The sequence below is a fragment of the Prevotella sp. AM42-24 genome, assembly GCF_003461825.1.
Taxonomy (GTDB): Bacteria; Bacteroidota; Bacteroidia; order Bacteroidales; family Bacteroidaceae; genus Prevotella; species Prevotella hominis.
This window is the reverse complement of record NZ_QTXV01000022.1, coordinates 298-23,979: the sequence shown is the minus strand read 5'-3', so window position 1 is coordinate 23,979 and position 23,682 is coordinate 298. Positions and strand designations below refer to the sequence as shown.

13 protein-coding genes are annotated in these 23,682 nt (G+C 45.9%); 8 read left to right on the top strand and 5 right to left on the bottom strand.

The features are described from left to right. Nucleotides 1-40 precede the first annotated feature (40 nt). Genes DW917_RS08390 through DW917_RS08360 form a run of 7 tightly spaced genes read left to right on the top strand, consistent with a single transcriptional unit; the run spans nt 41 to nt 13,950 of the window. Nucleotides 41-3,430 carry a SusC/RagA family TonB-linked outer membrane protein gene (locus DW917_RS08390; RefSeq protein WP_233524680.1) on the top strand — a complete coding sequence of 1,130 codons (3,390 nt, stop codon included), beginning with the start codon at nt 41-43 and terminating at the stop codon, nt 3,428-3,430. 11 nt (nt 3,431-3,441) lie between these two features. After that, nucleotides 3,442-4,884 carry a RagB/SusD family nutrient uptake outer membrane protein gene (locus DW917_RS08385; RefSeq protein WP_118117752.1) on the top strand — a complete coding sequence of 481 codons (1,443 nt, stop codon included), beginning with the start codon at nt 3,442-3,444 and terminating at the stop codon, nt 4,882-4,884. Between the two features lie 2 nt (nt 4,885-4,886). Beyond that, nucleotides 4,887-6,203 (top strand): DUF4843 domain-containing protein, encoded by a 1,317-nt coding sequence (locus DW917_RS08380; RefSeq protein WP_118117750.1) that lies wholly within the window; start codon nt 4,887-4,889, stop codon nt 6,201-6,203. A gap of 21 nt (nt 6,204-6,224) precedes the next feature. Further along, nucleotides 6,225-7,982: a PKD-like family lipoprotein gene (locus DW917_RS08375; RefSeq protein ID WP_118117748.1), complete on the top strand. Its 1,758-nt coding sequence runs from the start codon at nt 6,225-6,227 to the stop codon at nt 7,980-7,982. After that, on the top strand, nt 7,979-9,085 hold the full coding sequence (locus tag DW917_RS08370) for a TlpA disulfide reductase family protein (RefSeq protein WP_118117746.1): 1,107 nt from the start codon (nt 7,979-7,981) through the stop codon (nt 9,083-9,085). The genes DW917_RS08375 and DW917_RS08370 overlap by 4 nt, the downstream gene beginning before the upstream one ends. A gap of 13 nt (nt 9,086-9,098) precedes the next feature. After that, the gene (locus DW917_RS08365) at nt 9,099-10,610 is read left to right on the top strand and encodes a TlpA disulfide reductase family protein (protein WP_118117744.1); all 1,512 of its coding nucleotides are present in this window, start codon (nt 9,099-9,101) and stop codon (nt 10,608-10,610) included. A 16-nt stretch (nt 10,611-10,626) separates the two neighbouring features. Continuing rightward, a complete protein-coding gene (locus tag DW917_RS08360; RefSeq protein WP_118117742.1) occupies nt 10,627-13,950 on the top strand; it encodes a metallopeptidase TldD-related protein in 3,324 nt (1,107 codons plus the stop codon). Between the two features lie 131 nt (nt 13,951-14,081). Here the strand turns inward: DW917_RS08360 and DW917_RS08355 are convergent, their stop codons facing one another. Further along, entirely contained in the window at nt 14,082-16,154 is a 2,073-nt protein-coding gene (locus DW917_RS08355; protein ID WP_158570089.1) for a glycosyl hydrolase 115 family protein, read from the bottom strand. Between the two features lie 144 nt (nt 16,155-16,298). Between DW917_RS08355 and DW917_RS08350 the strand changes: the two genes are divergently transcribed. Next, nucleotides 16,299-17,399, top strand: a complete 1,101-nt coding sequence (locus DW917_RS08350; RefSeq protein WP_118117738.1) for an Mrp/NBP35 family ATP-binding protein — start codon at nt 16,299-16,301, stop codon at nt 17,397-17,399. A gap of 222 nt (nt 17,400-17,621) precedes the next feature. Here the strand turns inward: DW917_RS08350 and DW917_RS08345 are convergent, their stop codons facing one another. The 4 genes from DW917_RS08345 to DW917_RS08330 all read right to left on the bottom strand — a co-directional run bounded on the left by DW917_RS08345 (nt 17,622) and on the right by DW917_RS08330 (nt 23,032). Next, entirely contained in the window at nt 17,622-18,902 is a 1,281-nt protein-coding gene (locus tag DW917_RS08345) for an ABC transporter permease (protein ID WP_118117736.1), read from the bottom strand. An 83-nt stretch (nt 18,903-18,985) separates the two neighbouring features. Continuing rightward, nucleotides 18,986-20,149, bottom strand: a complete 1,164-nt coding sequence (locus DW917_RS08340) for an ABC transporter permease (protein ID WP_118117734.1) — start codon at nt 20,147-20,149, stop codon at nt 18,986-18,988. Between the two features lie 127 nt (nt 20,150-20,276). Then, complete coding sequence (locus DW917_RS08335; protein WP_118117732.1) at nt 20,277-21,263, bottom strand: HlyD family secretion protein; 987 nt, start codon at nt 21,261-21,263, stop codon at nt 20,277-20,279. 263 nt (nt 21,264-21,526) lie between these two features. Further along, entirely contained in the window at nt 21,527-23,032 is a 1,506-nt protein-coding gene (locus DW917_RS08330) for a TolC family protein (RefSeq protein ID WP_199545518.1), read from the bottom strand. Between the last annotated feature and the right edge of the window lie 650 nt (nt 23,033-23,682).

The following is a 23,682-nucleotide window of genomic DNA, read 5'->3' as shown; positions in this document are numbered from 1 at the left end:
ATAAACAACATAAGAGAGAGTTCAATTAAACGAAAAGTTCATGAAGCAAAGAGAATTCTTATTGAAATCTACTTGTCTCGCAAGCCTTTTGGTAGGAGCGCCTGTTCAGATGTTCCCTCCACTTTCAGCCAATGCGCAAAAAGTACGTCCTTCTGATGATGGATGGAAAGAGGAAAAGGTGACATTGCGAGTAAGTAATGAGACATTGGGAAGTGTGCTGAAGAAAGTAGCCAAGTCGGTCAATGCCGATTTAATCTTCCAGGGTGTGACACTTGTGGGTATCAATGATCTCACCACCTTGAATGTCAAGGACAAACCACTTGACAAGGTGCTGGGCGAATTGATTGGTAACCAAAATGTTCGCATCGACTACCAAGGTGGACACCGTGCCATCGTCATATCTTCTTACGAACGACAAGAAGACGATGCGCAGAGTTTTATTATTGGTGGTGTTATCATTGGAGGTGACGACCACCAACCATTGGTGGGTGCTACCGTATCAGTCACCAATGGAACCAAGCAGAAGGGCGCTTCTGGATGTATTACCGATGAGGATGGTAAGTTCAGTTTGCGCATCAACCGTAAGTCATCCATCAGAATTTCTTATATCGGTTACGAGACCAAGTCTATCCAGATTCTTCGTCCAAATCGTGATATGAAGATTGTGTTGACAGCCAATGCCAACAATATGGATGAGGTGGTTGTTACAGGTATCAGCCGACGCAACAAGAAGAGCTTTACTGGTAACTATGTTACGGTGAAGGGTGACGAATTGCGCCGTATCGATCCAAACAATATATTGAAGAGCCTTCAGTTCTTTGACCCTAGTTTCAAGGTGAAGGAGAACAACTCGAATGGTTCTGACCCTACTGCGCAGCCAGAGTTTCAGATGCGTGGTGACCAATCGTTGGGTTCTGTGTCTAACATGAATTCTATGGACTTGTTGCTTGACAACGTATCAAGTCGTCCGAATACACCTTTGTTTGTACTCGATGGTTTCGTAGTACCTATGACTCGTATCCTTTCCCTCGACCCAGAGCGTATTGACGATGTGACAATCCTCAAGGATGCTGCCGCTACCTCTATCTATGGTTCGAAGGCAAGTAATGGCGTTGTGGTTATCACTACAAAGGTGGCTCCTGATGGCGCCTTGTCTGTGGCTTACAATGGAACATTGACTATTCAGTCACCAGACTTGACCGATTATAACATGATGAATGCAGCCGAGAAGTTGCAGACTGAGTGGATGGCAGGTGTTTATGACCCTAATAGCGTAAGCAGCATGAACCGCTATAACGAATTGCGTCGCAATGTGTTGGCAGGTGTTGATTCCTATTGGCTCTCACAACCTTTGCGTACAGCCGTACAGACACGTCACTCCTTGACTGCCGCAGGTGGTACGGATGTGTTCAGATATAGCTTGGGTGTCAATGCAGCCTTCCAACCAGGTGTGATGAAGGGATCATCCAACAATACCAAGGGTGTTGACTTCTCCATGACTTATCGTAAAAAGCGTGTTACCGTAGGAGCCAACATCAACTTGTCGGAAGCATCTGGTAACAATTCTCCATACGGTTCCTATTCATCTTATAGTCAGGCAAACCCATACTACCGCATGACCAATGCGCAAGGAGGTTATGACCAGATATTGGATAACTTTACTGCTGCGGGAAGTACTACCGTAACTAACCCACTTTACAACTCAAATATCGGTGTCAAGGACTTCTCTAGAAGCCTCAGCATAGCCAGCAGTTTGAACTTCGAGTACATGATTCTCGACAACTTGCGCTTCACGGAGTCTTTGCAATATACTCGTGGAACTGCACGTACAGAGAGATTCTTGCCTGCTGACCATACAGACTTTGCCAACGAGACAGACAAGACTTTGAAGGGTAGTTATACCAAGAACACTGGTGAGTCCACCTCTTGGTCTAGCAACATGGGTATCAACTACAACTTGCCTATCGACAAGCACTTGATCAGTATGTTTGCCAACTGGACTGTGAATGAGGATCGCAATAACTATGTGAACCTTTCTGCCACTGGTTATCCTGACCGTCACATGGATGATTTCATCTTCGGTAACAAGATGTCAACCAATCCAAGTGGTTCGGAAGCCATATCACGTACCATGAGCTTTATCGGACAGATTTCATATAGCTATGACAATAGATACTCTGTTGATTTCAACTTGAGTGAGGAGAACTCCTCTCGCTATACCAATAATAACTTTACCCCATTCTGGTCAACCGGTGTACGCTGGAATGCTTATCGAGAGAAATGGCTCGAAGGTCGTATCTCCAACTTGGTGTTCCGTGCTACTTATGGTGTGACTGGTGAGCAAAGTTCTAGTCCTTACGAGACCATTGAGTTCTATACCTTCACCAATACGATGAAACCATACAACTCATTCGGAACCTTGGGCGCAATGTTGCAGGGTTTGAACAATCCTGACTTGAAGTGGGCTAAGACCGACCAGTTGAGCTTGGGAGTTGACATCGGTTTCTGGAAGAACCGCATCAATGCTTCGTTCAACTACTACAACAACATCACTCGCCAAATGATGACCCAGTATGACTTGGCTCCATCTACCGGTTTCAACTCTCAGAACATCAATGCAGGTGAGTTGCAGAACCGCGGTTTCGATGTGTCTTTGAATGTCATCGCTTACCAGAACTTGCGTAAGCAACTCTATTGGACCATCAATGCCAACGCCAACCATAACAAGAACAAGATTCGTAAGGTCTCGGATTATCTCCGTAAGATCAACGAGCGCCAGTTGGCTTCCAAGAGTGCGCCACTGCCAATCTTGCAAGAGGGCTATTCTACCACCACCTTGTTTACGGTTCGTTCCTTGGGTATCGACCCTGTGACAGGTAAGGAAGTGTTCTTGACACGTGATGGACAGAAGACCTTTGAATGGAACAGTAATGACAAGGTGCCAGTAGGTGATACCAATCCAAAGGTGAGCGGTACCATCAGTAGCTCACTCAACTATAAGGACTTGACCTTCAATGTCGGTTTCACTTATAAATGGGGTGGTATTGTATATAACTCTACCTTGGTGGACAAGATTGAGAATCGTAACATCGCTTACAACTTGGACAAGCGTGCTATGACCAGCCGTTGGCAGAAGCCAGGAGATGTTACCTATTTCAAGAAGTTCTCCTTGGATGCCAGTGCTAGTCAGACAGAGCAGAGTACCCGTTTCATCATGGATGATGACGAGTTGAAGATGTCAACCATGAGCGTGGGCTATCGTATGCGCTATGAGAAGTTCAACTTCTTGCGCAAGATGAACATTGATGTCTTGTCGCTCAACTTCACGACAAACGACTTGTTCAGACTGTCTCGCATCAAGATGGAGAGAGGTTTGGATTATCCATTCGCTCGCTCATATACATTATCTCTGTCACTTATCTTCAAATAATATTGTAAATTATGAAATTCAGATTATTATATATAGGTGTAATAGCAGTGGCTTCTGCCTGCCTGACCTCATGCTCAGACTGGTTTGATGTCAGTCCTAAGACCGACGTGAAGGCAGAAGAGTTGTTTGAGACACCAGAGGGTTTTGAGAGTGCCTTGGCTGGTATCTATATCTCCTTGACGGATGAAGACAGCTACGGACACGACATGAGCTTTGGCCTTATCGACCAGTTGGCTCAACTTTACGACTGCATTCCAGACGGAACTACCGATCGTGAGGCAATCTATCAGTATGAACAGCAATCAGATGGCTACTACACCAAGTCTCGTTTGGCAGCAATTTGGCTGAAGTCTTACAACTTGATTGCCAATGCCAATAACCTCATCAAGTGGTTGGATAAGAATGGAACACGAGTTCTCGATGAACAGACTCGCAACCTCTACTATGGTGAGGCATACGCCTTGAGAGCTTATCTCCATTTCGACTTGTTGCGTGGCTGGGGACCTATGAATTATCAGACAGGTAAGTCAACCTTGACAATTCCATATCGTGAGGTAGCAAACAGTGAGAAACTTCCTCGCCTCTCAGCCGAGACTATCGTACAGAAAATAGAGGCAGACTTGGAGAAAGCCGAGCAATACCTGGCAGCAGACAAGGCTACCAACCTGGCAGACAATGAGCGTAGAAATCGTATGAACTATTATGCGGTGAAAGCTTTGGAGGCTCGTGTGGCTTGCTATGCAGGAGAGGCAGACAAGGCTATCGCCAGTGCAGAGGAGGTAATCAACCATAGTGGTTTGGCTTTGCAGACTTCCAATACCAATGATCCTGCTCAATATACAGAGACACTCTTTGGCATCAACAAGTATCAGATGAGCGACAATATCTCGTCTTATTTTGCCGAAGGACCTAGCTTCACTACTCAGTATTGGACAAGTTTGGCAAACTATAAGCGTATCTTCGAGGCTGAGGGTAACGAGCGTGATGCTGACATCCGTGCCCGTCGTGGTGCTGGAGTTTATGTATATGATGGAGTGAGTCGTGTCATCAGTCGTAAGTATCTGAAGAATGACGATGGCATCATCCCATTGGTTCGTCTTCCGGAGATGTATTACATCCTTTGCGAGATGTCACCATTGGCAGATGCACCACGATATATCAACATCGTAAGAAGTCGTCGTGGTATCTCCAACTCTTCAGCTTATACCTCATTTGCTAATGAGGATGCTAGAACTGAGGCTTTGAGCAAGGAATATCGTAAGGAGTTCTATGCAGAGGGTCAATACTTCTATTTCTTGAAACGTCATGGTATCACCTCTCTTGATTACTCTCACGATGTAAATACCGATGATGTCGTGAGCATGTCGGAAAACCGTTATGTATTCCCATTGCCAGATGGTGAGAAGGAATATGGATGGACAGATGAGGAATCTAACAATACATCAAACAATTAATTATGAAACGACATTTAAATACATTATACATATTGGGAATGGTCATCTTCGCAGGTGTCTTCTCTGCTTGTAGCAAGGAAGATCCAACCTTGTTTGAAGGTGAATCGGATGGCTTCTACTTCAATTATGACTCTAAGGATGACTTGACTTCCACTATCAACTTCGCCGACTCTGTAGTTACAGAGCCAGAGGTGGGATATGTACCTGTTCGTATCCGTCTCTTGGGTCATTTGTCAGACAAGGTAACTCCTATTACCCTCAAGGCTGATGCTGTAGATGGATATGATGAGGCTTCGGTTACTTTGCCAAAGGTGGAGTTGAAGGCAGGTGCATACGACACTACCGTGTATGTAGCAGTAGCTCGCCCTGCACAAGAAAATGTCACTTATGCGGCAAAGATTTCCTTTGAGCAAGGGGATAAGAGCATGAAGGACTTCGACAGCTTCATTATCTATACTACAGAGTCATATACCGAGCCATCCAATTGGGATGATGATATCTATGGCGCTTATAGCAAGGATAAGTATAAGTTTATCGCCAAGACTTTGAGAAAGGCTGATTTCTGCAATGATAGAAGTGACGTGCAGTGCAATACTTACAATCCAGCTTTGATTACTGCCGTAAGAGAGTGGCATAAGGAAAATCCTAACGAAGCGATTCCATACGACATTCCTTTCTTGGGTGGTGATTACTATTATGGTGAGTACGACCAACCAGATTATTGGGGTGCTCTTCAGGACAAGTACTTTGGCTATTATGATGGTTATGGCTTTGGTACTTTGGCTTCAAGCTTGGGTATTAATACTCAGAATGAGGAGCAAGAATTGGGATCTAATAATGAGCAAGTTCTTGTGGCAGCCAACAAAAATGCCGTTCGCCTCATGATGGAGAACTACAACAATCTGTTTGAGCAAGGCTACAACTTCTGGGGATTCAACTCTGCGTTTAGTGTTCCAATGGTGGATGGCGTAGATTATGACGTTGTGGAACCAGCCTTCTGGACAGATGAGCAGACTAAGCCTATGATAGAGAAATATTATGGTGCTTACTCCGCAGACAAGTACAAGAAGATGATTCAGATAGCCAAGCAAGAGGCAGGTGATAGTTTCAAGCCATTCACACTCTTCCCAGTGTCATTGCAATGGGATGATGCCAGTATGCAGAATGTTCCAGTATGGGACGCTAATGCCAACTGGAATTGGATGTACCATGGCGAGCAGGTCATCTATTATCTCTACACTATGTTTAAGGCAGCGGAACCAAACTTGTTCCCTAATGGTGTAGTAGAGCCAGAAGCCAAGAGCCAGAAGAGAAAATAAATATTCTAAAACAGAAGGATTATGAAAAAAATACTATATGTTGCCATGAGTGCTTTGATGCTCACTTCCTGCTATGAGGATAAAGGCAACTATGATTATCATTTCGATGATCTCAACAAGGTCGATATCAGTGATGTGACCTACACGCCGAGTGCATACAAGGGCGTGTCGGGTAGCGTCATCGAAATCCAGATGCCTATGACGGAAGACAAGGTGCAGAGAGTGGAAGCCAATTTAAAGCAGACCTTGGCTGACAACTATGACAACCTTGACTTCACTTGGTATTCTTCCTATACGGTAACGGAAACCAATCCGATGACAGGTCGTGAGACAACCAAGACGCTCCGTGACACACTTCATACAAGAGGTTATGTCGATTTGAAATTCCCTGTCAATACCGATAGAAGTTATAACTTGATGATGGTAGTAAAGGACAAGACCACCGATTTGGATTACTATGCCCACTTGAATGTAAAGACTCGTCTCTTGTTCAAGAATAGCTTGTTCTTCTTGCATCAGAAGGGTAGCGAGACCTACTTGGGTAACGTGGAGAAGATAGGAAGCAGTTTGGAGAGTAGAAGCAATGCTTATCAGACTGCCTTTCCAACAACTACCGATAATGTATTCTCTAATGCCATTAAGTTGGGCTTCACCACTTATATTTCTTCCAGAACGGCAACGGCTGCTTTGATGGTGTTCAATGCTGATGGACGTGGTTATTCTTACAATACCTTGAAAGGACTCCAGCGCTTTGATGTGCCATTGGTTCCGACAGGGTCAACCCCTTTTGTGGCTAGCCGACTCGTTGATGTGGGCAGTAGTGCTACGTTTAATAAGTTTGACTGTTTGATTTCTCGTGATGGTCAGTTCTATATTGGCAAGATGGCTCCTTACTTCATGGTGCCTGGTGCTGCTTCCTATGATAACACACTCCATCCTGGTGATTATCAGGTGACCGCAGCTACTGTTACGGCAGACAACTTCGTCTTGTGGGATGCCAAGAACAACCGATTCATCTATCAGTCGAATGGTGACTATGTTCCTGCTTGGAGTATGGATGGCCTTGCTGGTACACAGAGTTCTATGGCGGTCAAGGATGCTCATGTAGATTTCTCTTCCTTGGGTTCGTTGTCACCAGTGGGCAAGCAGGCTGTATATGCTTTCATCGCTTCTCACTCTGAGTTTTTCGAGGATGCCAAGCCACAATTCATCTTCAAGGACAATGCAGACAACTTCTATCTCTATGAGTTGACTTCTGTCGATGGTGGAAAGAATAGTAAGGCGAAGGCTACAAGAGGTGGTGACGATGAGGATGCTTCTTCTTCCGAGGCAGCCTATACCATCACAGGCAAGCGCCTTCCTGATTTCCATCCGGGCAGCAACTTGGCTAGCATCACTTACAACCCTTGGTTCTCTACCAACTATATCTTCTATGCCAAGGATGACCAAGTGATTCGTCACAATCTGTCGAATGGTGATGAGGAAGTAATCTATACGGCTCCAGGGGGCTATACAGTAAGCATCATCAAGTTCCGTACTTATGACTCAGAGAGTAATAGTACGTTGTCGTCCAACTTCGGTGATTTAGGTCTTTACCTCAGCATCGGTATGAACAAGGGTGACAATGGTGCAGTGGCAGAAATCAAGCTCACTACTTCTGCCGATGTGGATGAGAGTTATACGATGTTCTGTGACAAGGATGCTGACGGCAATGCCTTCGGCAAAATCCTTGATGTGCAGTTCGCTCACATGTATTCATTTAGTAAAGATAGTCAATGATACAACGCATATCTATGGCACTGCTCGCTTTGGCGAGTGGTGCATTTCAGGTTTACGCCCAGTCTAATATGACCGTGTCGGGCAAGATAGAGGGAATACCATCCGGGCAACTTGTTTTGGTGGCTCAGGTGGGTGAGAATCAAGTGGATACCTTGGGTGCGGCTTCTTTCAAGGCACCTAAGTTTCAGTTGAAAGCGATGGTCAAGGAACCTGTCATGGTGCAGTTGGTTGTGAAAGGTTATGGTGGTGGTTTCAACTTCATTGCGGAACCTAATGCCAAGTACCAAGCTTTCCTCTGCAATGACAATAGAGCCTATGTCAAGGGAGGCGCTCTGCAAGATGAGTGGACGGCTTTCTCCAAGCGCTCGGCTGAGTTGCATGAGCAAGCCAAGGCAATGCAAGAGCGTTACGATGCTTTGAGAGCTGCCAATAAGTTCCGCAGTGCCAGTGCTACCAACGACTCTCTGCAAACGCTTCGTCAGTCGGTTCATACCGAGACGCAGGCTTTCTTGCAGAAGCATGACGATGTGTTGGCTGCCTATACTTACAATAGCAATGCCTTGATGGCAGAGTTGAATCTAGAGGAAACTCGTCGCTTATATAACTCCATGGGTGAGGGGGCTAAGAATACCCCTAGCGGCAGAATCATGTTGCAGCGCATCCAACGCATGGAGAAGGTGACGCAAGGCAAGAAGGCTCCTGACTTCACTTTGCAAGACCTACAAGGCAATGTCGTTACCCTCAGTCAAGTGAAGACGAAGGTGAAAATCGTTGATTTCTGGGCTTCTTGGTGCGGACCTTGTCGCCTCAACAATCCTTCGTTGAAGAAGATTTATGAGAAGTATCATGAGAAGGGATTGGAAATCATCAGTGTTTCGCTCGACAACGTGAAAGACCGTTGGGAGAAAGCGGTGAGACAAGATGGATTGCCATGGATCAATGTCAGTTCCCTGAAGGGATGGAAGTGCGAGGTGGCACAGACCTACGATGTGAAGAGTGTGCCTGCTATCTTCATCCTCGATGGCGAGAACCATATCATCGCAACCAACCTCAGAGGAGATAAGTTGGATGCTTTCCTCAATGAGAAACTAACAAATAACTAACAAGATAATAATTATGAAGAAGAAAAAGATTATGTTATTAGCACTCGGCATCATGGGCGTTTTGCCACTGATGGCGCAAGGCTCCCGACATTTCACCATCGATGGTGAGATGACTCGTGACTCTATGCGTTATGAGCCGAAGGCTATCCAGAAGGTGTATCTCAAGCATATCGTCAATGGTGAGGAGGTGCTCTTGGATTCTGCTATTGTCAAGAATCGCCGTTTCCATTTCGAGGGCACTGCTCCTGAATTTACGGAGGCTGCCATGATTACGGGCTTTGACAATGGTGCAGTACAGCTTCTCTTGGAGCCAGGAAATATCAAGGTGCTTCCTTTCGATGCCCATTTCCCTACAGGTGCCAAGGCAGAGGGAACGACTAACAATGACATATTCAAGGGGTATGTCTTGTTGCACGGCAAGAATGCTGATGATGCAAAACGCAATATCGACAATTTGCGCAAGTCTTTGCCAGATAGCATCATCAAGGATGACATGAAATACATGCCATATCATAGTGCGATGTTCAATGCCAATGGCGTATATTATAAGGTAGATGTGATGGACTACTTCTTGAAGCACATCGACAGCGAAGCTGCCCTCTTTATCTTGAAGTACGACCTCTATTATATGTATAAGCCACAGGTGCTGCATGATGTCTTCATGAAGGCTATGCCTGAGAGATTGCACGAGCATCCTATCTACAAGGAATTGGCAAATCAGCTCCTTACCAACCAGATGGGAGAGGGGAGTGCCGCACCTGACTTTTCTGCAAAAGGTCTAGATGGTAAGTCTTTGTCGTTGTCTCAGTTGAAGGGCAAGTTTGTCTTCTTGGACATCTGGGCTTCCTGGTGTGCGCCTTGTCGCCGTGAGATTCCTTTCGTGAAGCAAGCATTGGCTGAGGCTGCATCTTCCGACAACTTCAAGGTGCTCAGCTATTCCATCGACAGTAAGAAGGACGAGTGGGTGAACTGCATCAACAAGAATCAAATGACCGACAAGAACTGGATTCATGTCTCTACCTTGAAGGGATGGGGCTCCGACATCGTACGTCTGTACAATGTGCGTGGTGTACCTCATACCGTGCTGATTGACCCACAGGGAAACATCGTCAAGTTTAACTTGCGTGGCGAAGAATTGGTGAAGACAGTGAAGGACATCCTCAGCAAGCCTTTCAAGGCTAAGAAGGTAACTGCTAATAAGGAGGTAGAACTTCCTACTGTTGAGATGCCAAAGTATGTGGCATCTACTGATGCCGACAAGAAGGTGGCAGCTGAGTATGAGAAGATAGCCAAGCAGAAAGGGTTGTCTCCAATCAGTATGTTGGAGAATAAGTTGAAGTTCATCCTCGACCATAACAACTCTTCTTTCGCTCCATACGCATTGGAAAGAGACTTCTTCAACATTCTGGACAAGGCTTATAACCAGCGTCTCTCAAATGCTTTCTCTCCTGACATCCAAGACTCACCTTATTATAAGTCTTACGTGAACAAGGTGGCTGCTTTGTTGGAAGATGATGATAAATAAGTAACATTATATATTTATGTTTAATTTGAAAGCTAATAAAATAGGCATTGCCATCCTCTCCTTGGGGATGACATTGCAGGTTTCAGCGCAAGGGAAGGGGAGCGACTCGCTCCTCACCACCCTCAAGCAGGAACTGAAGTATAGCATGGAGTCGCTCAGCAAGCAGAAGACGGCTCCTTATTTCATGAGTTTGCGACTCCAGGACTCCAAGATGGTGGTGGTACAGAGCAACCTTGGTGTGGCTTCTGCCGATAGTAGCCGACAGAGAATGGTGACTCCACAGATTCGACTCGGTAGCTACGAACTCGACAACTTCAAGTACAAAAACCAGGGCAGTGGCGCTACCGGACAGAATGCTCGCAATGGACAGGGCGTGCTCATCCCACTGAGCGGACAGGTGATTCCTGCCATGCGTCAGGCTATCTGGAAGGAGACACTCCGACGCTATGACGTGGCGCTCGGCAACTTGGAGCAGGCGAAGTCGAAGACCTTGACAGGTCAGGACAACGAGGACAAGGCTCCTTGTTTCTCCAAGGCTCCGGTGGAATCCTACTACGAGGAGGACTTGGCAGAAGGACAGAAGCACATCGACATCAACTTTTGGCAAGACCGCTTGAATAAGATTACCAATGTGTTCAAGCAGTATAAGAATATCGAGCAGGGTACTGCCAATATCCAGTTTGAGGTATATCGCAACTACTTCGTCAATACCGATGGCTCTGAAATCGTGCAGAACCGTCGTGTGGCTCGTGTCATGATTTCCGCTTCGGTGATGGCGCCCGATGGCATGAACTGTCCGCTCAACCAGGACTATCTCTCCTATACTCTCGAAGACTTCCCAAGCGAGGCTCAGATGATAGCTGACGCCAAGAACATGGTGGAGCGATTGGAGGCTCTTCGCAATGCACCTATCGCCGACCCATATACCGGTCCTGCCATCATGTCGGGTCCTGCCAGTGGTGTCTTCTTCCATGAGATTTTCGGTCACCGCTTGGAGGGTCATCGCATGAAGTCGGGTGGTCAGACCTTCAAGAAGATGATAGGTCAGAAACTCTTGCCTGAGACTTTCAATGTGTTCTGTGACCCTACCTTGCAGTACTATCATGGCAATGCCTTGAATGGTTACTACAAGTATGATGACGAGGGTGTGAAGGCGCAGAGAGTGATGAATGTCACAAATGGTGTGCTTACCAACTTCCTGATGAGCCGTGTGCCGCTGGAGGGCTTCCCTCAGAGCAATGGACATGGACGTATGGTGGGCGGAAACGACCCGGTTTCTCGCCAGTCTAACCTCATCGTAGAGACTTCCAAGCCTTATACAGATGCGCAGCTCAGAAAGATGCTCATCGATGAGGCCAAAAAACAGCACAAGCCTTATGGCTATTTCTTCAAGACCGTGACCAGCGGCTTTACGCTCACTGGTGAGGGCGGTAGTCTGAACTCCTTCAATGTGACTCCTATCGAGGTCTATCGTGTGTATGTCGATGGCAGAAAGGATGAACTCGTGAGAGGTGTGGATATGATCGGTACGCCTCTGTCTATGTTCTCCAATATCGCTGCGGCTGGCAATAGCATCAGTACCTTTACCGGTGTGTGTGGTGCAGAGTCGGGTTGGGTTCCTGTATCGGCTTCATCGCCTATGATCTTCGTTTCCAAGATTGAAACCCAGCGCCGTCAGAAGGAAGATCAGCAGGCTCGCATCCTCCCTGCTCCTGAATTGAAGAATACAGAGGTGAAGGTCGCTGAACCTACTACTGATGTGAAGGCCAAGCGTGCTGCCGACGACAAGACGATTTTTGCGGCGATGGCTGACGAGTTGCAGCGCACCCAGCAGAAACTCTTCTATCCTAACTATCCGAAGGCATTCTACGTGGATTACAATATGGCCCGCAGCCAGGAATTCGAAGTGATGGCTTCTTTAGGTGGAATCGTCAAGGCACAGAAGAATCCTGTCATTGCCATGGGTGGTATTTCTCTGAAATTGGGCGATTATCAGAACACCAGCGATATGAAACCGGGTCAGTTTGCCAACCTCTACTTCAGCAGTGAGGTAGATTACGACAATATCCGCCGTGAACTCTGGAAGGCTTCTGACATGATGTATAAGTACAGTCTGAATTCTCAGGCTTACAAGCAGAACTACATGCAGAACAATCCTCGTCCGGAGGAGGAAAAGGGCATTCCTGATATGCTTGCGATGAAGCCAAATGTGAATGTGGATGCGCAGCCTAAGGACCCTATCAGCTATCAGAAGCTGGAAAATCTAGCTCAGAAACTCTCGGCTATCTTCCTGAAATATCCTGCTCTCTACAATACGTACGTGAACATTCACTGCAAGAACAGCGACATCTACCGTCTCAATACGGAAGGCATCAAGCAGAAGGCTTGCAATGGCTATGCTGAAATCAGTGCTCACGCTAATGTGCGCACCAGCAGCGGTTCTACTTTGAACGACCGCTATTACCGTATGGTTACGTCTGATAAGGAGTTGGATGAGGCTGCCTTGATTGCCGACATCGAGAAGTTTGCCGAGCGACTGATGGAGGTGAAGCAGGCTACTCCGCTCAACGATTTCTATATCGGTCCGATGCTCTTCGAGGGCGATGCTGTGGCTAAGGCTGTGGCTAATTATATCTATCCTATTATCGTTTCCTACCGATCTGTACAGGAAAACAGCAGTATGGGAAGCCTTGTTTGGGGCAAGTGCATCATCGATAAGAAACTCTCGCTCACCCAGCGTGGTGATCTTGCCAACTACAAGGGCATGGGTCTTCTGGGCTATTATCAGAACGATGCTGACGGACTGAAGCCTCAGGCTAACTTGCCGATTATCAAAAATGGTATCTTGGAGCACCTGATTTGTGGTAGAACGCCTTCTATCAACTGCATGGAAACTACTGCCAACGACCGCTTCTATACAGATCCTACCAATGTGATCGGTACGGATGCAGTGCCGGGCGTGGTTGCCCTGACAGGAACAGGTTCCATGTCGATGAACAAGATAAAGCAGGCTTTCCTGAAGGAGGCTAAGGCGCAGGGACTCTCTACTGCCTATATCGTGAGAGAACCTGCCGGATTCTCATCTTGCCTGTATAAGGTGGATGTAAAGACCGGTGCAGAGCAGATGGTGCTCGTACAGGATATTCCACAGTTGGGTAAGTCTGATTTCATGCACATATTGGGTACTTCCAGCGATGAGAATGTGCTCAATACCGTGAGAAAGGCTGTCGGTACTACGGTGATTGCTCCACGTGCCATGATCGTGGAAAGTATTGAGAAATATCTGAAAAAGCCAAAGACTGACAAACCTTTCCCTGTAGAAAATCCTTTGGAAAAATAAGGAATAGAAAGTTAACAGTTGACAGCCTCTATTAAGATTAAAGCGAGCCATCTATTACGACCAAGCTCGGTCGTAATAGATGGCTCGAATTGTGTTTAAATAGAACTTAAAAGCCTGTTATCTTTTCTCATTTATCTGACTGGAATCACGTAATATTCTCTGTCCACATCAAAGTCGAGTATCCACTGGTCGAGGATAATATGATCATCCAAAGCCTTGATTTCTACCACATGATTTCCCTTTTTGAGTGTGGTAAAGAAGTTCTTTCGGGTCTGTCCGCGCCAAATATCCATCTTCCAGTTGTTGTGATTATACGCATCTTTGAGCGAAATCGTAACGGGTTCCTGGTCGTCTATCATGACGCTGATTCGCATATCTCCTTTCTGGTTGGTATAGTCAGGAATCGCTCCTATGGTGAAACGGGCATCGCCTTCCATGTCTGTATTCACCACGTATTTCAGGATGGCACCCTTGTTCATGGAGACGGCTTGCGTACTGTGTCCCGTGAAAGGCAATAGCTGTATGCTGCTCTGTGTGGCTGAAGTCCACTGGTAGGCATTCTTCGCAATTACATCCTTGATGAGCGCATAGCTGAACGGCTTCAGGTCTTCCGATCTGTCGAAAGCATCCTGCAGACTTTTCTTGATTTCTGCTGCCGTCATCGTGCCTGGAAGCACTGGGGGCTGGGCAGAAGGTTCGATTGCTTTCAGTTTCTGATAGGCGGTAAGACTCAGCGCTGCGGCAGCCTTGGCTTCATCATCCTTGCTGAAAAGTCCCGGACGGGCAATGTGGCGTGCCTCTTGTGCCTCCAATTCTTTCTCGGCTGTGAGGGCTGCTATGAGGATAGGATTGAGTATCATGTTGCGGAATCCTTGCTGCTGATAGGCCGTGAGGGTGTTTTCTACGTTGGTTGCCTTGGTCTTCAGCAGGTCGTAATCATACAGATATCGCTCCAGTTCGTTGCAGAATTCGCCCGAATGAAACTCGTATTCGCCGAAAGGCATGGTCATGTATCCGGTAGGACGGATGTTGACGAGCCGGTAGTATTCCTTCATGAGCGGCATCAGTTTTCTTCCCATAGCGGCGCCGAAGAGTTTGCTGAGCCATTGCTCATAGTGCTTCTCCAGGTTGGCAGCGGTGGCTGCATTCCTGTTCCAAGCCTGCTCCATGAAAAGGGAAAGCTGGTAGGCGCCTGCCTGAGGATTGTTGACATCGGCTATCCAGGCCTCGTCTTCATGACTGCGGGAACTGTGCGACTTGTGGGTCTTGCCTTTGCGGGAACCGTTGTCCTGACTGTCTGCACTGAGTTCGTTGAGCATCAGAGCTGGCGAAAGGTCAGAAAAAGAGAGTTGTTTGTCTTCCCAAATCAGCTTGGTGAGTTCCAGACTTTTCTTATGTTTCTTGTTGCGTTTCTTGCCGATAACGGTCTCAGTCACCTTTCCGTTCTCTGCCACGAGAATGTCGAAACTGTCAGTTACCTGTTTGTCGATGTTCATATCATGCTTTCCGGTACTTGTCTCATGCTTTCCCGAAGTTTCCCCATGCTTTTCGCCTTCCCATATCGTATTGGCTCTTAGGCGGAGCATCAGTCGGCAGAGACGGCTCTGGTTCTTTCTGCCCATCCATGCATGGCCGTTGAGCATGAGTCCGCGGTAGGTTGTGGCTGGAATCTGCAGGGATTCAAATCCTGCGGCAAGGGAGAGCGTTTTCTTCTGCAAAGGAGCCACATGATAATAGTTGGTCCAGGGTGAAACACCAGCCAGACTGGAGAGTTCCATGATGCCGTAGGCAGTTCCTCTGGCGTTGCTTCCCACGACGATGATTTTGCCCTGACGGGTACCGATCCAGAATGCATCTTTCTGGGTGATAAACTGGTGGAGCGGAACTCCAAGCTTCTCGATGGAAGAAAACTCCTTGTTGGAAAGCTGGTCGAGCTGGTAAATCTGAATGTTGGCATTTGATTTCTCTTTTGCCGGATAACCTAAGATGGCCTTCATGTCGTCTGAGAACATATTGAGGGCTATCTTGACAACTGGAGAAACATTGGCGTTCTTGCTGTAGTAAACCTTGCCGTAAACATCGTTCCAATAAATCTTGGAAGGAGCTGGGACGGCTGGTTCTTTTCTCTTGCTGGTTGCCAGTACTGAAATGCCGCCAAGAGCGACAAAAGCAGCAGACAATAAAATCTTCTTAATGTTTATCATTGTTTTAATTGATATTTCTTGCGTTGGTATATACAGATTTCTGCAAAGATACATAAAAGTGTTTAATATCTGAAATTATTTAGTTTTTATTTGCTTATTACATATTTTATTGGTAATTTTGCACAAAACAAATACATAAATATAATGACATTATATCCTAAGTTGATAGAAGAGGCTCTTGCTACTGTGATTTATCCTGGTACCAAGAAGAACCTCATCGAGAGTGAGATGTTGGCAGATACGCCAAGTATCAATGGCATGAAGGTGAAGGTAGTTTTGCTTTTCCCTCGTGATACAGATCCTTTCCTCAAGAGTACGGTGAAGGCAGCTGAGGCTGCCATCCATTATCATATTTCTCCGGATGTGGAGGTGGAGATTGTTACTGAGTATAAGTCTGCTCCGCGTCCTGAAGTGGGCAAATTGCTGCCTCAGGTGAAGAATGTGATTGCCGTTAGTTCTGGTAAGGGTGGTGTTGGTAAGAGTACGGTTTCTGCCAATCTCGCCATTGCTTTGGCTAAGCTCGGCTATAAGGTGGGCTTGCTTGATACGGATATCTTCGGTCCTTCTATGCCTAAGATGTTCGGTGTAGAGGAGGAGCGTCCTTATTCTGTTCACAAGGATGGCAGAGATCTCATCGAACCTATCGAGAAATATGGTGTCAAGCTGCTCAGTATCGGTTTCTTCGTGAGCCCTACTACTGCTACGTTGTGGCGTGGCGGAATGGCTTGTTCTGCCTTGAAGCAGTTGATCGGTGATGCAGACTGGGGCGAGCTGGATTATTTCATCCTCGATACTCCTCCTGGCACCAGCGATATTCATCTTACCCTGCTTCAGACTCTTGCCATTACGGGTGCGGTTATCGTAAGTACTCCTCAGCAGGTGGCTCTGGCTGATGCTCGCAAGGGTATTGACATGTATCAGAACGACAAGGTGAACGTACCTATCCTCGGTCTTATCGAGAATATGGCTTATTTCACTCCTGCTGAGTTGCCAGAGAACAAGTATTATATCTTCGGCAAGGAGGGCTGCAAGAATCTCGCTAAGGAGATGAATGTGCCTTTGCTCGCTCAGATTCCTATCGTTCAGAGTATCTGCGAGGGTGGTGATGATGGTGCGCCTGCGGCAACCAAGGTTGATTCCGTTACCGGTCAGGCTTTCCTGAGTCTTGCCCAGAGTATCGTGACGGTGGTTAATCGTAGAAATGCCGAGAAGGCTCCTACCAAGATTGTTAGTACACATAAGTAATATTTTTCTCCCTGCCCACGCAAGAATTTTTCCGTGGGCAGGGAAAAATAAAAGTGGGTACATCATGGACTTATGCACGCCCTCTTTTCCCTTTTTTTTCCTTTCTGTTTTTCCAGAGCCTGAGGATAGTTCTCTGACTTTTTCAAGTTGAGAATCAGGTTCTTTATTTTAGAAAATGTCAACAGTCAACAGTTAACAGTTCGATTTTCGATGGTTGTATCGTCAATCCCCAACTTTTACCTCTTGTTTTTTGATGAGCTCTTCCGCTTCATCCTCTTCTTCGGCAACTTCGGCAGGGAGGTTTGCTTTGATTCTTGCAGAGCGTAACTGCTGTCTGAATACCAGGCAGGTGGCAAGGAAATAGATGCCCGCCTGTAACCATAATGCTCTGAATTCTGGGAGGATATCTGTAAGACTTGCGCCCATACTGCTGATTCTCAGGAATCCTCTGATGCCGAATGTGGATGGGAATACCCAGGCGAAACCTTGCCAGAAAGCTGGAATATTGCTCTGAGGCCATGAAATACCCGTCATGAAAAGCAGAGGCACGGAGGTGAATACTACCAGAAGCATCACATTCTCACGGTATCTTACCAGGCACGAGAGCATCAGTCCAAAGAAAACACACGACAGAATGTAAGGCAGGAGGAAACCTAAAATCGTGGTCCACGTAACCATACTTACAAAGCCAAACATCTTCGGAACTACCAATGTGAGATACATACCCAATACGGCATAAACCATGAAATAAACCAGCGCCTTGCCAAATACAATTCGGAAAATACCGCCATAATGCTTGCTGATAGGAATCAGTTCGCGATTTCTGTTCAATTCTCTCGAAGTACCTGCCGCCATTCCGATGCCTAACAACATGGTTTGCTGCAGGATGAGTACCAGCACACCCGGCAGAATGGCATTGCCATAGCCCACGGTGGTGTTGAATATCGGAACCTCATCAAAGGCCAATGGTTCGGTAGTGATTTCGTCATCTCGATCCGTAAAACCACCACTTTTCGAAATCTGAATGCCAGAGTTGATATGGCTTGCTACAGCTTGGGCAGTCTGATAAATCGCCTTGTAGGTGAGCATCAGACTCATGTCGCAATAGACTCCCACATGTGCCTGTTCGCCGCGGTTCAACTTCGTGTCAAAGTCGGCAGGAATATAGACAATGCCGTGTACCGCCTGCTTCTGTACCAGTTGCTTCGCCTCATCGAGACTGTTGCAATAGTAAGTGGCTTTGGTGTCTGGAGCAGCATCGTAATCGCGGATAAAGTCACGGGAGGTATGGGTGTGGCTCAAATCCACAATAGCCGTATCGACTTCTCTCACCACCTCGTTGTTGTAAATCCACGAGTAGAGAAGCGGATAGCCTAATGGAACCAGGACGCAGAAGATGAGTACACCTTCGTCGCGGAACACATTGCGCATTTCCGTTTTCCAGATGTAGCACATATCCCAGATGCCATTGATGATCTTATATAATAAACTACTTTTTAACATAGAATATTGGACTTTTAACATTGAACTTTATGATTAGTAAAGCCGTTGAATTCTTCACTCTTCACTTCCCGTTCTTCACTCTCCTACGGCAAGTACTTGTAAACCAGCATTGCCTTCTTGATGTTCCAGATGGTGAGGATAGGCAGGGAACAGAAGAGAACGAGGGCGCTCCAGTGGAGTATTGCATCGCTCATTGGGAACCCATTGAAGATATTCATCTGGTAAATCATATAGTAGTGGCGCATCGGAAAAAGTTGTCCGATAGCCTCGATTGGTGAATCCATGGCAAAGAGTGGGTAGGTGGCTCCGCAGATGGAGAAACTTACCACGCCCCAAAGTGAGCAAATGCTCATCGACATGCGCAGGGATGGCATCAGACCGAAGGCAAAAATGCCAAAGCATTGGCAGGATAATACACTCAGAATGCCTAACAAAATGATAGGCGCTGCGCCACCCGGATGAGGAAATCCCAATACATAATAGATGTAGAACTCGAATAGCAGGAAGATGCTCAGGAAGATGAGTGTCTGGGGCAGCATCTTACCCGCGATGGCGAGATAAGGATTGTTGCCTGCCATTCGCATCCAGTCTCTGCCCCTGTTGAACTTCAGTTCCGTACCTATAGAATAAGGTGTAATCAGGAAGATGAAAAGCATGATGAGTCCCGGAACCATCACGGTAGAGAGATAGTAATTGTAATTGGCGTATGGATTGCCAATCATGTGCAAATCTACGGCGATAGGTTGCAGGAAGGTCATAATCTCGTCATTCGTCTTGCCTAATGCAGAAAGCTTGGCCATTCCTGCTGCGGCTCCTCCTAAAGTGGAGATGGTCTTCAGATCGCGGAAGAGTAGGGAACCGGCTGCCAGAGATACACTACTGTAGTAGAAGGAAATCTTAGGTTGGCGGGAAGCCATCAGACCGGCTTCCGTGCCACTTGGAATGACTAAGAAGGCGTAGATTTCGTTCTTCTGTATCGCATGTCTTGCTTCAGCAATGTTCTCGTAATGAGACACAACCTTTGTGGTCTGGAAGGCATCGAGCTTCTGCACCAACTGGCGGGATGTGGCAGAATGGTCCTGATCTACAATGCCCACAGGCATATCGGTAGGCACGCCATCCTTCATCAGGGTGGTGAAGAAAATCACCACTGCGATGGGGAAGATGATCATGCAGAAGAAATAGATAGGATTCTTCCACATGATGCCGCATTCTCTGAGGGCAATATGATATAATTTCTTAAACATAGAACTTTAAAAGTTGAACTTTGAACTTAACGGACTGTCTGGAATTTATGTTATAAACAATTGAATTCTTCGTTATAAAACAATTGAATTCTTCACTCTTCGTTCTTCACTCTTCACTTTTTTCTCTTTACTTTTTAATGATCAAAGACATTCCTGGACGCAGACCATCCAACTTGGTGATAGGACGAGCCTTTACCTCAAAGGTCTTGCGGTCGTAATCGCCATTATCCTTGGTTGCCTTCCATGTAGCGTAAGAGCCCTGGTCTTTCAGATAATATACCTTCATCTTGATGTCCTTGTTGAAAGCAGGAACGAATGCTGTGAATTCTGCACCCTTGTTGAGACCAGCCAGACGGTCTTCTCGTACATTGAATGTGCCCCACATATCGTTCATGATGGAGATACTCATAATAGGAGATCCCAAGCCTACCAGTTCGCCAACCTTAGGATAGACAGAACTAACTTCGCCTTCTACTTGTGCCACCTGAATGGTCTCCTTGAGCAAGTTCTTGACTACATCCACTGCATTTTTAGAAGCTTTAGTATTGCTGGCAGCCACTCTCTTCTCTTGCTCTCTGGCACCATTCTTGGCCATTTCGTATTGGCTTTTGGCGGCCTGCACCTGAGCTTCTGTGGCCTTATAGGCAGCAAAAGCTTCATCGCGCTTCTGACCGCTCATCACTCCCTCATCGAAGAGATTCTGGATGCGGGTGTAGGTTTTCTTGGCTATTTCTGCAGCAGCCATCGCCTGCTGGTAGAGCTGATAAGCGCCCTGTACCTGTTCCTTGCGGGCACCGGCATCCGTTAAATCCTGCAGCGCCATGGTTGCTTCATTGGTAGCCTGGAGCATTTTCTCTTGAGATTTTACCTCTGGAACTTCGAGAATGGCGAGCGTATCGCCTACATGCACGTAGTCGCCTTCCTTGACACGAATCTCTACGATACGGCCTGGCAACTTGCAGGAAACTCTATACTCAGAAACCTCGATTTCTCCCTGAATCGTTTCGTCATCGTGCTCTAAAGTGAAGAAACCGATAACGCCTACGATGATGACTACAGCAGTAAAACCGATTACTGCCAATAGTATGTTATTGTGTTGTGACTTCTTAGACATAATCTTTATTGCTTATATTTAATAATGTGTTGAATCCTATTTCTTGTTTGATATTTTATTTGAATTTCAATTTTCTGAATCCCTTTTCAATTGAATCCCAATTTTAAGAATCCCTTTTCAAACGAATCCCAATTTTAAGAATCCTTATTTCAATTGAATTTCAATTTTCAGAATTCTTTTTTTTAATTGAATTCAGATATGCTGTCAACAGAGTTAACAGTTAACAGTTCTTTTTTGGATGATCCAAACTGTTTATCCCCTGTTTATTGTAAAATACCCAATGCCTTGTTCAAGCCGATTTGGGTAAGTTTTACATCAATTTCAGCATCGATTTTCTGACTTTGGGCTTTCTGCCAGGCAGTCTGTGCAGTCATAACATCCGTAATATCCATCACTCCTTCCTTGAATCCTAAGTTAGCGCATCTCAGATTCTCTTCAGCACTCTTGATGTTCTTTTGTGCCATATTGAGCTTCTTTTCTGCTTCCTTTACCTTGAATTGACTTTGGGTGATTTGAAGATGGATTTTTTCGCTCGTATCATCCAAATTCATTTGAGCAATTTGGGAGGTTGCTTTTGCTGCACGTACTTTATAGGTGCCGTCAAACCAGTTCCATACCGGTACTTGTACGAGGACACCTACATTCCATACTCCTGAAAATTTCTTCTGAAAACCGTTGAAAACGTTAGGATTGGAAATCGTATAACCGCCAGTCAAAGCTACATGTGGCAAATAAGCAGCACGTATCAATTTCACACTTTCTTTGGAAAGGTCAATCGCATTCTGAAGCATCTTCAACTCTGGACGGGTACTCTTGGCTGAATCTGATGCTGCCGCTTCTTGCTGATGAATATCTATCGCCTGACCGGAAAGGGCAAGTGATTCTTTATCTTCGTCAGCCAACTGAATGTCCTGATTCATCGGAATACCGCAGAGCTGACAGAGCAGCATCTTGGAGAGGGTCAGACCATCTTCTACCTGCATAATCTGCATATCCGCTTCGTTTACCTTCACATCGACTTTGAGACCGTCTGCCTTTGTAGCTACACCCTGTTTGATCATTTTATGCACATCATCATCCAGTTTCTTGACTAAATCTCTATAGCTGGTGGCAAGTTTCTGCTTCTGTCTCAAGGAAACAACCATCCAGTATGCCTGGTCGATATTGTAAAGCGTATTTTGCGTCTGCATGTCAATATCGTTTGCAGCCATTTGCTCGCCAATGTCAGCTATCTTGTTGGCTGCAATGATGGCTCCTCCCATATAAATAGGTTGACGGAGCATAATGCTGCCGGCCCAGATATTTCGGGTATCCGTGCGGAAGGCATCTACCAGATTTTGACCAGCTCCATTAAGTTTTTCTGTTACTCCCGGCAACTTGCTTCCGAGTGCCTGACCAATCTGCTGGGCAGCCTCCTGAGAGATAAGTCCCTGACTGACAAGCTCGCCCAACATGGTGCTCAGGTTGTTGGTAACTCCAGCTCCTAAGTTGGATCCGATATTGCTGATGGCACTTTTCTGGTTACTGTTGAGAAGGGAAATCTCACGATTGAACCATTCATATCCGCCCAGCGCATCTACTTTGGGGAGATACTTGGTTCTTGCTGATTTCTTCAGGTTGTAAGCGATATCCTTCTTGAGTCTTGACGCATTGATTTGCTTATTATTGCGCAATGCCATGGCTCTGCAACTGTCAAGGCTCAATACATTTTGAGCCTTCATAGGGAGCATTGCGGCAAATAACAGGCAAAAAGTTACAATCTTTTTCATTACACAAAAAACTATATGAGTTATATTATTTTTGTGCAAAATTATGGATAATTTCTTAAAAATCAAAGGTTTTTTGTATTATCAATTCTTAATAATTGAAAAATATCTATATTTGTGGAAAAATGGAACATCTAAGATTGATGAACGATTATATTATAACGAACTGAACTTTCGCATATCAGGAAGTTAAAGGAGTTAAGGAAGTTAAGGAGTTAAGACGTATGTCTTGCAGCTCAAGACAGGTAAGATGCAAGGTGGATGCTTAAATATCGTATGCATGCATATAGCAGATGTATGTGGATGAACCTCCGATGGATGGTAATATTCCAGGTTTCAACATTTCAAAGATCGATATTTGCCCTTTTGGGGTCTATCAGAGAAGCTTTCGGCTCTTTCAAGGCGATTTCTCGAAAGATATTCACCAGCGGAGCCGATTGCTATGTTTCACTCAGAATGACCACACTGGTCAGACTGAATTCAAAATATGCCCCTTTTTAAAGTGAGCTCAATTAATATTTCCAATCCTTCGATTGATAGCGCAAAGTTACACAGATTCTCCGAGTTACTTATCCCTTTTGATGCTTTTCTATGCTTTTCTATCCCTTTCTATCCCTTTTGATGCTTTTCTATGCTTTTCTATCCCTTTCTAT